Raw genomic sequence first — 14,501 nt, forward strand, 5'->3', positions numbered from 1 at the left:
GCAACCATCTTATTAGTTTGTTATGAGTTCAAGAGCGTTTAATGTCCCTTCTCCAATCAGGAAGCTTTCCCATCTCTCTTTTCTTTTAACGAATCTAATTCCATCTCTTTGCATCTGTCTTCCCAGAAATCCGCACCTTTGATTCCTACTTTTAATGGATCAAACACCGGGTCTTTTCCTGCCTTCATCTGTACATCAAAATCCTTCAATACTTTTAGCGTAGGCTTTGTCAGAAGTAATATTGCAACCATGTTGAGCCAGGCCATACTTCCAAATCCTAAATCTCCCAGAGCCCACATAAAAGCTGCTGATTTGACACTACCGATATATACCATTGTTAAAAAGACTATTTTTAAAGCTGTTTTTAACCACTGTGCCTTTAGTTTTCTATCCAAATACACAAGGGTTGTTTCGGCGATATAATAATAGGCCATTAGCGTGGTAAACGCAAAGAAGAAAATGGCGATGGCAACAAACAATCCTCCATAACCTGGAAAAACTGTTTCTACTGCTTGTTGCGTATAAATGGGTCCTGGTTCAATATCCCCCATTTTTTGAACAATGGCTTGTTTTCCAATCGGTATCACATCATACATGCCAGTAACAAGAATCATGAAGGCTGTAGCCGTACATACCACAATTGTATCGATATAGATTGAAAAAGCTTGAACTAATCCTTGTTTTGCAGGATGTGTAACCTCAGCTGCTGCAGAACTGTATGTTGCTTCACCAACTCCGGCAACGCTGGAAAAAATCGCTCTTCTGACTCCCCAAGCAATCGCTGAACCAAGAATTCCTCCGAACGCTTCATTCACACCAAACGCACTAGAGAATATTAAAGAAAACATTTTAGGAACTTCTGAAATATTTGCAAATAAAACAATAAATGTTACAACCACATAACCTAACGCCATAAAAGGAACGACTTTGTCCGCGACACTAGCAATTCGCTTCACGCCGCCAAAAATAATGATACCAAGTAAAGCAATCATTACAACTCCAGTAATACTCTTATCCAAACCAAGTACATTTTCAAATCCTACCGCAATACTATTTGCTTGAATTCCTGGTACTAAAATTCCATAGGAAAGGGTAACTACAACAGCCATTATTACCGCGAACCATCTCATGTTCAAGCCCTTTTCGATAAAGAAAGGGGTACCACCTCTATATTCATTTCCAATTTTACTTTTGTATACTTGGGAAAGTGTCGATTCAATAAACGCACTTGCGCCTCCTAATATAGCCATTACCCACATCCAAAAAACCGCTCCCGGACCACCGAATGCGATCGCTGTGGCCACCCCAGCAATATTACCAATCCCCACGCGACCTGCAAGAGCTAAACAAAAAGCCTGAAAAGATGATATTCCCGCCTCCGAGCTTTTTCCTTCAAATATCAATTTGATCATTTGCTTAAAATATCTTAATTGAACAAAACGTGTAGCAATCGTGAAAAATAATCCCCCACCCAATACGAAGATGACTAATCCTATACTCCATACTTGATCCACTAACCAATTTACTATATCTTCCACTTATTTCCCCCCTAAATTTACTAGTTGTATGTTAAGAATTGGAGCTTGTAACACTTTTAAAAGATAGAATAAACAGCTCTTTAAGAAAATGATCCCGGAATATACATTCGGGATCATTATCATAAAGGCGAAGTAGTAATATACAATTATTGTTTAATATTCACAAAGACACTTTTCACTTCTGTATAGTTGGCCAGCCCGTATTCCCCGCCCATTTCGCGACCGATTCCGGATTGCTTATAGCCTCCAAACGGCATTGTTTCCCATTCTAGACCAAAGTCATTAATCCAAACTGTTCCGGCTTTAAGCTTACCGGCAATATAATGACCTGTTTTAATATTTTCTGTCCAAACACTAGCCGCCAAACCATAATCGCTATCATTTGCACGTTTGATTACTTCTTCTACCGTATCAAAAACGAATATCGACATAACTGGACCAAATATTTCTTCTCGCGCAATAACCATATGATCTTCAACATCTGCAAAAATAGTTGGTTGGACATAGTAGCCTTTATCGAACGCTTTTCCTCCACCAGCAACAAGTCGTGCCCCTTCTTTTTTCCCTTGCTCAATATAATGAAGAACCGTTTGTTGTTGTTTTTCCGAAACAAGTGGACCCATTTCCGTTTCAGAATCCATACCTGGACCCAGCTTTAAAGTATTTACACGTTCTGCTAATGCATTTACGACAAGATCGTAATGCTTGCGGTGAACAAAAACCCGCGTACAAGCACTACAGTTTTGACCGTGGTTGTACATTGTACCGTTAAATGCACCTTCAATTGCATCTTCAATGTTTGCATCTTCCAAAATAATACTAGGTGACTTTCCACCAAGCTCCAGGGTAACGCCTTTAATCTGGTCTGCCGCCTTTTTCATTACCTCTTTTCCAACTGCAGTTGATCCGGTAAACGCGACTTTATCCACATGTTTATGTGTGATAATTGCATCTCCTGCAATCCGACCAGCGCCTGGGACAACATTCACTACGCCGTCCGGGAAGCCTGCTTCTTTAAATAATCTCGCTGCATAGAGAAGAGAAAGCGGTGTTTCACTAGCAGGCTTGATGACGACTGTACAGCCGACAGCGAGTGCCGACCCGAGTTTCCAAGCAGCCATAGCTAGTGGGAAGTTCCATGGAATGATCTGACCAACGACCCCTACTGGTTCATGAACTGTATAGTTTAAATAATCCGGAGAGACCGGTATTGTTTGGCCTAATACTTTCGTTGCCCACCCCGCATAATATCTGAAGTGCTGAATAGTTCCATCCACATCGTCTGCTAACGCAACCGCATATGGTTTCCCGTTATCGAGTGATTCAAGCTGTGCTAGCTCCTCCCTATTCTCCGCAAGGAGGTCTGCAAACCTATAGATGAGTAGTGAGCGTTCTGCTGTCGCCAACTTTGTCCATTCACCTTCATCAAAAGCTTTTCGTGCAGCAGTGACCGCAACATCAACATCCTCTACTTGTGCTTCACTTACTTTTGCAATCACTTCTTCCGTAGCAGGATTAATAACATCAAACGTTTTACCGCTAATTGCCGGTACATATTCTCCGTTAATATAAAGTCCTTTCACTCCTTCTAGGAACTCTTGAACTTTCGGCTTTAATTTATAGTCAGTTGCTTCCATAATGTATCCACCTCTTTTTCTTAGTTTGTGACTGTTTCCAAGCTTTGTAGAAGTTCCTTCAATTTCGCTTCTTCCTCTTCATTGAGAGGTAGTCTAGGTTTGCGGCAAGGCCCGCCTGCTAACCCTTGTAAATCCATCGCTCTTTTTACAATTTGAACGTATTTACCGGAACCTTCTAGGAATTGACAAAGCGGTAGTACCTTGTCGTAAAGTGCCCAAGCTTCGTCCATTTCCCCGTTTTGAACATGATTATACATATCTGTTACTAGACGCGGTACAATGTTGCCCGACACAGAAATCCAGCCGGTCGCCCCGACAAGCAGTGATTCAAGCGCAAGGTCCTCAGAACCACTAAATACTTTTATAAACCCTTTGCCTTGTCTTGCAATATCACGAGCCTTTCCTATGCCTCCACTCGATTCTTTTACATGTGTAATATTGTCGACGTCACGTCCTACTTTCAAAATTGTTTCTGTGCTAATGTCGACACCTGACGTGAACGGGTTATTGTAAATCATAATCGGAAATTTCACTGATTCTGCAACACTTTTAAAATGTTCGTAGATTTCGTTTTCTTTTGGATGCGCATAATATGAGTTGATCAGTAGTGCTGCATCTGCTCCAGCTTTTTCTGCTTGTTGTGTATATTCGATCGCATCTGCTGTTGTTTCAGCTGCTGTACCAACAACAAGCGGAATCCGTCCATTCACTTGTTTAACAGCAACTTCCACTGCTTTAAATCGCTCTTCTTTCGTTAGGCTAACGAATTCTCCTGTACTGCCGTTAATTGTGATACCTGTTACGCCTTCCTTGATAAAGTGTTCTATATTGTTTTTGAACCCTTCCCAATCAATTTCCTTCTCGTTTACCATTGGTGTAATTAATACCGGGAATACCCCTTCAAGTTTTACCATTATAAATTCCTCCTATTTTTTAATTTACAATTATGTTTAATTTAGTGTAAATTCTTCCTTACACTAATAAAAAACCGTTCCTTAGTGGATCATCCTCGTCCAATATAAATTCATGTAAGCCTGTAACAAACGCCTCTGTCTCTATTGAAAATCGACGATCACTTGCTGAAAGTACTTTTGCTTTCAATGAACTACCAAAAATACTTTCATTTTCGATTTCGCTAAAGCTAGCAAATCTGTCCAATAAAGAAGACAGGATTGCAATCGTACTATCGATTCCAGGAGATCGAAGAATATATCCATCTTTTTCAAATGTGACCGATCGAACTTTATTCGGAGACGTTTGCCCTGATTCAACGACAATGACCCCTTCAAAATCCACGTTTTCTTTAGCCAGTTTCGCTACACAAGCCATTCCCCAATTATTCAATGCCGCTAAATGAACTAATTCAATATTTGGAATGGATTCAGGTAACGTAAAGAGCAAATAATTGCGTGCATTGTCCACTCTTATAGAAACGTAGTCAGAAGTGAAATTGATATCGGAACTTGCTTCACTTTCAATGTAAACGGAAGCCACTTCCTGCTTGTTAACATTCGCTTTTACCGTGTAGATACCATTTTCGGTTTCAACTGTATAAATTTCTTCCTTTTTCCTGTTCAAATTCCCAGTTTCAATTAATGCAGTTACTGTCGCGAGTAATCCTTCATACTTAAAATTAGTAACAGCTTCGTGATTGAAAAATAATAATCCAAAATCCGCTACACTAGATGAAGTAACTACACAACCATGCATGCCGCGATGGCCTCTCGGTTCATTCAACAACAAGTTTTTCTCGTTTTCAAAGTTGTTTTTCAACTTATCATGGTTAGACTTTATATCGCTCCCTAGAAACGTAATCGGGGATTGGATTACGATTCTGAATGCTTCACCGACTACATGCGTATCGATTGTGCTAAACAATTTTTCGAAGTTCACTTAGACACCTTCCTTCACTGGCTCATGTTGCATCGGAGGGATGAGTAAAAATCCTTCCCGGAGCGGATCTTTTTCATTGTAGAAAAACTTATGCATCCCCATAATCCAAGCGGAACCAGTCACCTCAGTAATTACTGCATCCAATTCTTTCACTTTCGTTTCCTCCAGTACCTTTGCCTTAAAGAGTGTACCGACAATACTTTCATGTACAAAAAGTTCATCTAAGCCAATTTCCTCCTTTTTATACATCGTCGCAAGCTTAGCAGAAGTACCTGTTCCACAAGGGGAACGATCAATTCCTCCTGGTGGCACGATAACCGTATTTTTTATATCCGCATTCGGATGCACCGGATCCGTAAAAAATTCAATATGCGTCAGCCCATTGATGAAAGGAAACTCTGGATGGACAACCTCTTCAGACGCATTAATTGCGTTTCGTATGTCAATTGCCTTATTAATAATAGTTGTTGCATTTTGCTCCACTAAAGCTAGATCGTGTTCACGGGCATCGATGATTCCATAAAAATTACCGCCATAGGCAATATCACATTCCACATTTCCGATGCCTTCCACTTCTATGTCGATAGACTTCAACAAAAATGCAGGTACGTTGGCAAAGGTCACTTCTTCGGCTTTTCCACCAGTTACTTTGATTTTCACATCGATAAGTCCTGCTGGTGTATCCACTTTAATATTTGTAAAAGGCTCCTGTACGTCGATTAATCCAGCTTCAACAAGTGCTGTACAAAATCCGATTGTATCGTGACCGCACATTGGCAAATAACCGCCTGTTTCAATATAGATAACACCTACATCGGCATCAGGATGGCAAGGATCTGTCATTAAAGCTCCTGACATGACCCCATGTCCCCTCGGTTCATTCATTAGAAAGTTTCGAATCCAATCGTAATGCTCCTCCATATACAACATCTTTTCGGACATTGTATCTCCTTTCAGAGGAGGAAGTCCGCTGATCAAAGACCTTGTCGGATTTCCGCCTGTATGTGTATCAATTGTTGTGAATAATCGTTGGAAATTCATTAGTTAGTCACCATCCCTTTAAAACGTCTCAATTGCAGTGGCTCAATTGGAATGCAAGTTTCTTTTTCATTAATCATTTCTTCCACCAATTTTCCTGTTACCGCGGCTAAACTAATACCGTCCCCTTCATGCCCTGCAGCAATATAAAATCCTGGGATATGTTCTACTTGCGAAATTATCGGCAAATGATCTTCTGTCCATGGTCGCAACCCCGCATATGTTCTAATAACAGTCATATCCACAATTTTCGGATAAAAACGAACTGCACGCTTCGCGATATACTTTGTCACTTCATGATCAACTCGAGTGTCAAAACCAGCAAATTGCCTACTGCTTCCTATTAAAAAATTTTGGCTTTCCGTCGGCTCAAACACAAGTGCAACACCGTATTTCTCTGTGAAAGGATCTACGGTTCTTTCTCCTCCAAATTTGGAAATGAGGTAGCCGAACTCCATCACTTTTCTTAAACCGACCGGTTGTTGTCGCGAAGCAACAATCAGCTGACCTTTTCTCGGGAAAATTGGGATATCCAGATCTAACATTTCACCAATCTTTGGAGCCCATACTCCACTTGCGTTCACGACTTTATTAGCCGTAAACGTACCTTTGTCCGTTTCGATAATAAATTGACCAGAACCGTTTGTTGTAACATTTTTTACTTCCGTATTTATATGAATTTTAGCCCCTTGCTTTTCCGCACTATAAAACATTGAATACGTTAGCATATAAGGATTTACAGTCGAGTCCGTTTTACATTCTAGACCACCATATAAATCATCCGCGAAGTATTTGGATTCATTTCGTAGATCATCACGATCCAACATTTTAAAATCCAATCCCGCCTCTTGCTGGCTACTGACCCATTTTTTTGCAGCCTCCATTTCCGCATCGTTCTCACAAACTAAAATACTTCCAGGATTGCGGTATTCAAAAGGTATTTCGAGTTCCGTATTTAAAGAATGTACGAGTTGTTGGCTTTTCAAGGACATTTGACTGTCAAAACCGGGATCTTTATCAATTGCAAGTATGTTTCCATCACATCTGGAGGATGTCCCACTTGCAAGTTCATTTTTTTCAAGAATCGTAATATCAAGACCTGCCTTTGAGCCATAGTAGGCAATTGCTGCCCCTATAATGCCTCCACCAATAACGACAACATCCCTATGCTGAACATTTCCCACATCTTTCACCTCCATTTAATGATTCATAATTACTTAATGCAAGTACTGTGCCAAACTATAAAACACCAAAGTTCTATAGCTTCTATTGAACTTTTAATCCGCTCGTGTAAAATAAATTATACAATTCAAAATAATTTGACAGTGGAGGTGGCTAATTAAATGAGTTACAGACAATTTCTACTAAAGAAATTGATAGATAAAGATTTTGTGAAAATAAATTCAGTAGAGGATCAGTCCATTTTAGCCAAACGAATAGAACAAGAAGCACCCAAAAAAGTATTTATCTCAATTGATGAAGAACCATATTGTGTTCAAATTACTGAATCCACAAAGGAAATAATGTATATTCCTTGCAAAACAATCTCCTTAAACTGCACCATGGAAGAAGTGCTTGAGTCACTCGCGGATAACGACTTTGTAGTTGTCGTAAATGATAATAATGATTATGTAGGGTTTCTTACTTATGATGTGTTTTCCAAACACCTTTTGAATGAATACGATCGCACACAGGCTTACTTACACACAATTTTGAATACAATTGATGAATCTTGTACCGTTATTGATCACGATACAAACGTTCTTTATTGGACAAAAGGAGCTGAAAAAATCTTCTCTTTTAAAGAAAATGAAATTATCGGAAAACCAATTACAAATTTTTTTGATGAGGGTCAACTAGAGATATTAAACACATTAAAAAAAGGAACTTCCGTTTATCATAGTCAACATCACGCAAGAAAGGATTTAGTCGTTATGATCAATTCAAATCCTGTTTATTTTAATGGGGAAATTATTGGGGCAGTGGTGTCTGAAGCAGATATTACAAGTCAAATTAGATTGAATAATGAGCTTTATAAGACATCCGAAAAATTGTTTCACTTAGAAGAAGAAGTAAGAAAATCCCTACCTGCTATTGATCCTTTTTCCTATATAAAAGGAAATAGTCCAGCATTAAAACAGGTTATTGAAATTGCCAAAAAAACGGCTTCGACAAATGCTGCTGTCCTTATATATGGAGAAAGTGGTGTCGGTAAAGAACTGTTTGCAAAGGCTATTCACTATTTACGTGAATCGGAAAATGCACCTTTTGTTGCGATAAACTGCGGGGCAATTCCTAGTGGTCTGTTTGAAAGTGAAATTTTCGGATACGAAAAAGGTGCTTTTTCCGGAGCAGATCAAAAGGGGAAAAAGGGCAAAGTAGAACTCGCTAAAAATGGCACATTATTTTTGGACGAAATCGGCGAAATGCCCTTGGAAATGCAGGTAAAAATTTTGCGGCTTTTACAAGAAAAGAAATTTTATCCAGTTGGAGGAACAAAAGAATTAGAGGTAGATTTTAGAGTTGTCGCAGCAACAAACCGTGATCTAAAAGAACTTATTAAAGAAGGAAAGTTCAGGGAAGATCTTTATTACCGCTTAAATGTAGTCAACTTCCGAGTCCCCCCTCTTCGGGAACGCTTAGAAGATATTATTGAATTGACCCATTACTTTTTATATGAAATTTCCGTCAAATACAATCGACCGATTCATGGAATATCACAAGCTGTCATGCAGTCTTTGCTTCAATATTCATGGCCAGGAAATATTCGCGAATTGAAGAATATCATCGAACGTTTAGTTGTATTTTCCGAAAACGGTCAAATTAAAATTGATGATCTTCCTATTGAAATGGAAAGAATAACACCATCGATAAAAATAGATAGTGATAGCATTCCATATCATTCTTTTACGAATGAGGGTAAGTCCTTAAGTGATCAGCTACAAGAATATGAAAAAGAAATTATTCTTCGAGAACTGAATAATGTAAATGGGAACAAACTACTTTGCGCCAAAAATTTAGAAGTTACGAGAGCAACGCTTTATAACCGCATGAACAAATTGGGTATTAAATAATACACGCACCATTTTGGCTTCATTCTTGCATAGTTATTAATATGTAAAATAAAAATGCTAAGTATGAGGTGATATTAATCATGGAAAAAGAAATGATTATTTGTAGGTGTGAAGAAATAACTTACGGTAAATTAGTTGAAACCGCCAATACGTATAACTGTACTTCTCGGGAACTGAAGCTTCGAACGCGAGCAGGTATGGGCTATTGTGGGGGTAGAACCTGTCGCAATATGGTTGATAGCATTGCCTATTCCTCCTCCGAAAGAATTAGTACGGAAATTACGCTAAAATATCAACCACCAATTAGACCTATAAGTTTCGGTGATTTAGGAGCTGTGGAGAGATGACAAGAAGAATTATTAATCATCCAGTATTGGATAAAATAGACGAAACGAATGTTATTTCTTTTACTTTTAATAACACAGAACTACGGGGTTTGAAAAATGAATCATTAGCTGCTGCTCTGTTAGCAAATGGCATCCGCACATTACGAGTTCATGAAGAAAGCGGGACACCACGTGGTATTTATTGTAACATTGGTCATTGTTTTGAATGTCGTGTAACTGTCGATGGACAACAAGGAGTAAGAGCTTGTCTAACCCCTTTAAAAGAAGGCATAAATGTATCAAGTGGCGAAACCTTCCTTACATCAGTAAGAGATTGGAGGTCAGAGAATGAGTAAAGTTATTATTATAGGCGCAGGTCCTGCAGGATTATCTGCCGCTATTACCATTGCAGAAAATGGATTGGATGTTTTAGTTCTCGATGAATATATGATTGCTGGTGGTAGATTACTAGGGCAACTGTATGAAGAACCTAACGGAAATTGGTGGAATGGTATAAAGGAATCCCAAAAGTTATATGAAAAGGCAGTTGAACTCGGTGTCAAAATCTATCTAAATACACCGGTTTCCAATATCGAGAAAATAGATGATACCTGGGTTATTTATACAAACACCGAAACATATACTACTTCCCATTTATTGCTCGCAACTGGGGCAGCCGAAGCCCCACTACCTATCCCTGGATGGACACTTCCTGGCGTCATGTCTGTTGGAGCTGCACAGGTTATGACAAATGTGCATCGAGTTAAACCCGGATATCATGGTGTAATTATCGGTGTTAACGTCCTTTCATCCGCAATAGCGATGGAACTCAAGCTTGCTGGTATTGGAGTCGAGTGTATTGCTCTACCTAAAATGAACAAAGTAACAAAAGAATCAGGAAATCCCATGGATGTCATGAATTCATTATTACATGTTTCTCATATGGCCCCTTCTACGTTTGTTAAACTCGGAAGTAAACTAATGAAGAATGAGTTCATGAAAAAGTTGGGTATCTCTTTTTTTCCGAAAAGTGGGGTGAAAATGTGGGATATTCCAATTATGCTTCGTAAAGCGGTAATTGAAATATATGGAGATGGTAAAGTAGAAGGTGTGAAAGTAGCCACCATTAGTCCTACTGGAGAAGTCATTGCAGGTACTGAAGAGAAAATCGGAGCTGACTTTGTCTGTATTGCAGGTGGATTATATCCTTTGGCAGAATTGGCAGCTGTAGCCGGATGCCCTTTTTATCATATCGAAGAATTGGGAGGCTACATACCGCTTCATAATGAACGTATGGAAACCACATTGGATGGCCTCTATGTAGCTGGAAATATTACTGGAATTGAAGGTGCCAAAGTAGCAATAAGTCAAGGAATTACGGCAGGTTTATCAATCATTCACAACTATGGTTTATCTAATCAAGAGGCTGCTATACAAGCCGCAATCCATCATATCGAACAAACAAGAAAAGAAGCTTTTATTCAGTTCCACCCAGCTGTGAAAGAGGGGAAACAGAAACTAAAGCAGCACTGGGAAAATCATAGGAATTCTAAGAAATTGGAAATACTCAGCTAAATAATATTTTTAGTAATTCAGGCTATCTTCGAATTCAATTACGGCTTTGAAGATAGTCTTATCTTGAAAAAGAAAAAAGCACACCACAAAACTCAAGTGGTGTACAAATAATAATTAAGACAATCCTTGCTCTAAATCTTCTAACAAATCTTCCACATCTTCAATTCCAACGGAAATTCGTACAAGCCCGTCCGTAATACCTAATTCTAACCTGCGCTCACTTGGAATCGATGCATGTGTCATTCTTGCTGGTACAGAGATTAAACTTTCCACTGCCCCTAAACTTTCTGCTAATGTAAAGTATCGAAGCTTCGCAAGTAACGCATCAGCTTTTGCACCACTCCCAACATCAAAGGAAATCATTCCACCGAAGCCAGTCGTTTGTTTTTTCATGAGTTCGTGACCTGGATGCTGTACTAAACCTGGATAATATACTTTCTCCACAACTTTATGTTCATGTAAAAAATTTGCAATTCGCTGTGCATTCGACTGATGCTCTTCCATACGAAGTCCGAGAGTTTTAATGCCGCGCATTAATAACCAAGAATCTTGGGGTCCAAGTACTGCCCCAACTGAGTTTTGTACAAAATGTAAATCAGTTGCAAGCTTTTCGGAATTTACAACAGCTAAACCAGCTACTACATCACTATGCCCGCCAATATATTTCGTTGCACTATGCAGAACAATGTCTGCTCCAAGTGCGATTGGTTGCTGGAAGTATGGCGTCATAAATGTATTATCCACGATCGTAAGTAACCCTTTTTCTTTTGCAAGCTTTGCAATTGCTTCCATGTCTGTAACTTTTAATAAAGGGTTCGTCGGTGTTTCCAAAAAAATTGCTTTCGTATTTTCTAAAATAGCAGCGTCCACTGTTGATACATCACTCGTATCAACAAAAGTAGCCTCTATTCCAAAACGATTTAATACTTTCGACATCACACGATATGTCCCACCATAGACATCATCTGTTAAAATGACGTGATCGCCTTTTTGAAAAAGCATCATTACGGAACTTGTTGCAGCCATCCCAGAAGCAAATGCAAATCCGGCAACTCCACCCTCTAACTCACTTATTAATACTTCCAATGCATGACGAGTAGGATTTCCAGTACGCGAATATTCATATCCCTTGAATTTACCGACTGCTTCTTGCTTATACGTACTCACTTGATAAATCGGTGTCGATACGGCCCCGGTTGCTTCATCGCCAACAATTCCTGCATGAATCAGTTTCGTTTTTGCACGCATTTACTTTGCCTCCTTAAACAAATCATACACATTTTGACTTAAATAACGTTCACTAGAGTCTGGAAAAATAGTAACAATATGGCTTCCTTCTTTTGAAATTTTTGCTTCTTTCAAAGCCGCATAAAAAGCTGCTCCTGAAGAACTACCAACAAGCAAACCTTCCGCTTTGGCTAATGCTCGAAGCTGTGCAAAAGCATCTTCGTCGCGTACAGTATAAATCTCATCGAAATATGAACGATCCATGAATGAAGGTAGAAACTCCATTCCAATTCCTTCTGTCGCATGCGCCCCCGCAGTTCCACCATTCAAAGTAGATCCAACTGGTTCTACTATGACCGTTTTCACATTAGCATTTCGCTCTTTCAAAAATTTAGATGTACCCATAAACGTTCCACCTGTTCCTGCACCAGCAACAAACACATCAATTTGTCCGTCGAGATCTCTCCATAATTCAGGACCAATAGTTTTTTCGTAAGTAGCAGGATTTGCTGGATTTGAAAATTGGGATGGTGAAAAGGCATTTGGAATCGAGGCAACTAGATCACGTGCTTTATCAATTGCACCTTGCATTCCAAGAGATGTTTCTGTATTTACGATTTCTGCACCTAAAGCGCGCATTAACGTTTGTTTTTCGATACTAAACTTCTGTGGAACGACAAAAATTACATTATACCCCTTCCCAATTGCGGCGAGAGCAAGACCAATTCCAGTATTCCCGGCAGTCGGTTCTATAATTGTTCCACCAGGTTTTAGCTTTCCGGATTCTTGCGCATCATTGATCAAAGCTAAACCGAGTCGATCCTTCACACTACCACCTGGATTTAAATACTCCAACTTTGCAAAAATCCTGCAATTATTTGGAATAGTAATATGCGTAATTTCCACGATAGGCGTTCTTCCTATTAATTCCTGGACACTACGAAAATAGTTCATTATGCTTCCTCTTTATAGATTTGTCGCCATTCATCTTTTTTAGCGAGCATTTCCGACGCAATTTCTTTCGCACCTTCTAAGCTGTGACTCGCTGCCCATCCACATTGCACTTCATTGCAAGCTGGTACTTCCGTTGCTTTTAGCACATCTTGTAATGTTTTTTCTAGAATCTCTAAAATTTCATTATAGTTTTCATGATTGATAACAGATAAGTAAAACCCAGTTTGGCATCCCATTGGACTAAGATCTACTACTTGATCAGTATGGTTACGAATATTTTCTGCCATCAAATGCTCTAGTGAATGCAGAGCTGGCATTTTCATATGTTCTTTATTTGGCTGTTTGAAACGAATATCGTATTTATAAATTTCATCTCCACGAATTCCTTCTTTTGTGCCTGCTAAACGGACAAATGGTGCTGCTACCTTTGTGTGATCTAAGTTAAAACTTTCTACATTCATTTTTTGCATTTTTATCGCTCCTATAGTTTTTTCGCTTCCATTAACCAAACAAAATCATTCATTTTCGTAAAATGCACTTGAAAACCCACTTCATCGAACAATTTTGCTAAAATTGGGATCGTCGTATAATATTCTCTTTCTAGATCGTCTGCTACATGATTAAATCCACGTGCTCTTTCTTTTGCAATTTGGGCAAGTTTTGCATCCTCTGATATAAAAGCAGTATCTGCAAAAACAACTTTTCCATTTGCTGAAAGTAGTGATGCATATTTTTGCAATGCTTCTCTTTTTTCATCATCGGTTAAATGATGAAATACATACGTGCTAACAAATGCATCAATGCTGTCAGTACCTGCTTCAAATTCTATTAAGTCCCCATCTATAACTTTAATAGAAGGAAATCGTGTAGCTGTCGCATGACGCATCTTTGTATTAGGTTCGATACCAATAACCGAAATACCTGCTTCTATTAACTTTGCTGTTAAATTTCCGGTTCCGGTTCCAAATTCAACGACAGTGCCTGAAACACTTGATACAACTGCATTTAATATTTTTTCATATCCTTCAAATACATCGCGATACTCCGGATCTTCTCCAGCAACCGAAGCTTCGTATGAATCCACCCAAACATCAAAAATATCAACAAACTCTCTGCCCATCTATTAACCCCTTTTTAAACTAGATTATTCCTAGTTAATTACTTTGGATTAGGCGCATTATAAATAGTTATATCATAATCAGATAAATTGTCAAACAAAAAAGGGTCTCTCTGCAATTA

General features: G+C 38.9%; 14 protein-coding genes. 4 read left to right on the top strand and 10 right to left on the bottom strand.

Going from position 1 to position 14,501, the window contains the following annotated elements:
* Positions 1–56: 56 nt before the first annotated feature.
* The 6 genes from BMZ04_RS11790 to BMZ04_RS11815 form a co-directional block, all read right to left on the bottom strand.
* Positions 57–1,538: an alanine/glycine:cation symporter family protein gene (locus BMZ04_RS11790; RefSeq protein ID WP_093270353.1), complete on the bottom strand. Its 1,482-nt coding sequence runs from the start codon at positions 1,536–1,538 to the stop codon at positions 57–59.
* A gap of 146 nt (positions 1,539–1,684) precedes the next feature.
* Positions 1,685–3,175, bottom strand: a complete 1,491-nt coding sequence (locus BMZ04_RS11795) for an aldehyde dehydrogenase family protein (RefSeq protein ID WP_093270357.1) — start codon at positions 3,173–3,175, stop codon at positions 1,685–1,687.
* Positions 3,176–3,195: 20 nt separating this feature from the next.
* Positions 3,196–4,089, bottom strand: a complete 894-nt coding sequence (gene dapA, locus BMZ04_RS11800) for a 4-hydroxy-tetrahydrodipicolinate synthase (protein ID WP_093270360.1) — start codon at positions 4,087–4,089, stop codon at positions 3,196–3,198.
* A gap of 58 nt (positions 4,090–4,147) precedes the next feature.
* Positions 4,148–5,068 carry a proline racemase family protein gene (locus BMZ04_RS11805; protein WP_093270363.1) on the bottom strand — a complete coding sequence of 307 codons (921 nt, stop codon included), beginning with the start codon at positions 5,066–5,068 and terminating at the stop codon, positions 4,148–4,150.
* Positions 5,069–6,109, bottom strand: a complete 1,041-nt coding sequence (locus BMZ04_RS11810; RefSeq protein WP_093270366.1) for a proline racemase family protein — start codon at positions 6,107–6,109, stop codon at positions 5,069–5,071.
* Positions 6,109–7,290, bottom strand: coding sequence for an NAD(P)/FAD-dependent oxidoreductase (locus BMZ04_RS11815; RefSeq protein WP_369802659.1), 1,182 nt, complete (start codon positions 7,288–7,290; stop codon positions 6,109–6,111). Before BMZ04_RS11815 ends, BMZ04_RS11810 begins: the two co-directional genes overlap by 1 nt.
* 159 nt (positions 7,291–7,449) lie before the next feature.
* Between BMZ04_RS11815 and BMZ04_RS11820 the strand changes: the two genes are divergently transcribed.
* From BMZ04_RS11820 to BMZ04_RS11835, 4 genes are all read left to right on the top strand, one after another.
* Positions 7,450–9,180, top strand: a complete 1,731-nt coding sequence (locus tag BMZ04_RS11820; protein WP_093270372.1) for a sigma 54-interacting transcriptional regulator — start codon at positions 7,450–7,452, stop codon at positions 9,178–9,180.
* An 80-nt stretch (positions 9,181–9,260) separates the two neighbouring features.
* The gene (locus tag BMZ04_RS11825; RefSeq protein WP_093270375.1) at positions 9,261–9,527 is read left to right on the top strand and encodes a (2Fe-2S)-binding protein; all 267 of its coding nucleotides are present in this window, start codon (positions 9,261–9,263) and stop codon (positions 9,525–9,527) included.
* Entirely contained in the window at positions 9,524–9,862 is a 339-nt protein-coding gene (locus BMZ04_RS11830) for a (2Fe-2S)-binding protein (protein WP_093270379.1), read from the top strand. The genes BMZ04_RS11825 and BMZ04_RS11830 overlap by 4 nt, the downstream gene beginning before the upstream one ends.
* A complete protein-coding gene (locus tag BMZ04_RS11835) occupies positions 9,855–11,081 on the top strand; it encodes an NAD(P)/FAD-dependent oxidoreductase (protein WP_093270384.1) in 1,227 nt (408 codons plus the stop codon). Before BMZ04_RS11830 ends, BMZ04_RS11835 begins: the two co-directional genes overlap by 8 nt.
* Positions 11,082–11,195: 114 nt before the next feature.
* Here the strand turns inward: BMZ04_RS11835 and BMZ04_RS11840 are convergent, their stop codons facing one another.
* Genes BMZ04_RS11840 through BMZ04_RS11855 form a run of 4 tightly spaced genes read right to left on the bottom strand, consistent with a single transcriptional unit; the run spans position 11,196 to position 14,382 of the window.
* Positions 11,196–12,329 (bottom strand): bifunctional cystathionine gamma-lyase/homocysteine desulfhydrase, encoded by a 1,134-nt coding sequence (locus BMZ04_RS11840; protein WP_093270389.1) that lies wholly within the window; start codon positions 12,327–12,329, stop codon positions 11,196–11,198.
* On the bottom strand, positions 12,330–13,262 hold the full coding sequence (gene cysK, locus BMZ04_RS11845; RefSeq protein ID WP_093270393.1) for a cysteine synthase A: 933 nt from the start codon (positions 13,260–13,262) through the stop codon (positions 12,330–12,332).
* Positions 13,262–13,732: an S-ribosylhomocysteine lyase gene (locus BMZ04_RS11850; protein ID WP_093270398.1), complete on the bottom strand. Its 471-nt coding sequence runs from the start codon at positions 13,730–13,732 to the stop codon at positions 13,262–13,264. The genes cysK and BMZ04_RS11850 overlap by 1 nt, the downstream gene beginning before the upstream one ends.
* A gap of 11 nt (positions 13,733–13,743) precedes the next feature.
* Positions 13,744–14,382: a class I SAM-dependent methyltransferase gene (locus BMZ04_RS11855; RefSeq protein WP_093270401.1), complete on the bottom strand. Its 639-nt coding sequence runs from the start codon at positions 14,380–14,382 to the stop codon at positions 13,744–13,746.
* Positions 14,383–14,501: the final 119 nt, after the last annotated feature.

The sequence above is a fragment of the Psychrobacillus sp. OK032 genome, assembly GCF_900111345.1.
Taxonomy (GTDB): Bacteria; Bacillota; Bacilli; order Bacillales_A; family Planococcaceae; genus Psychrobacillus.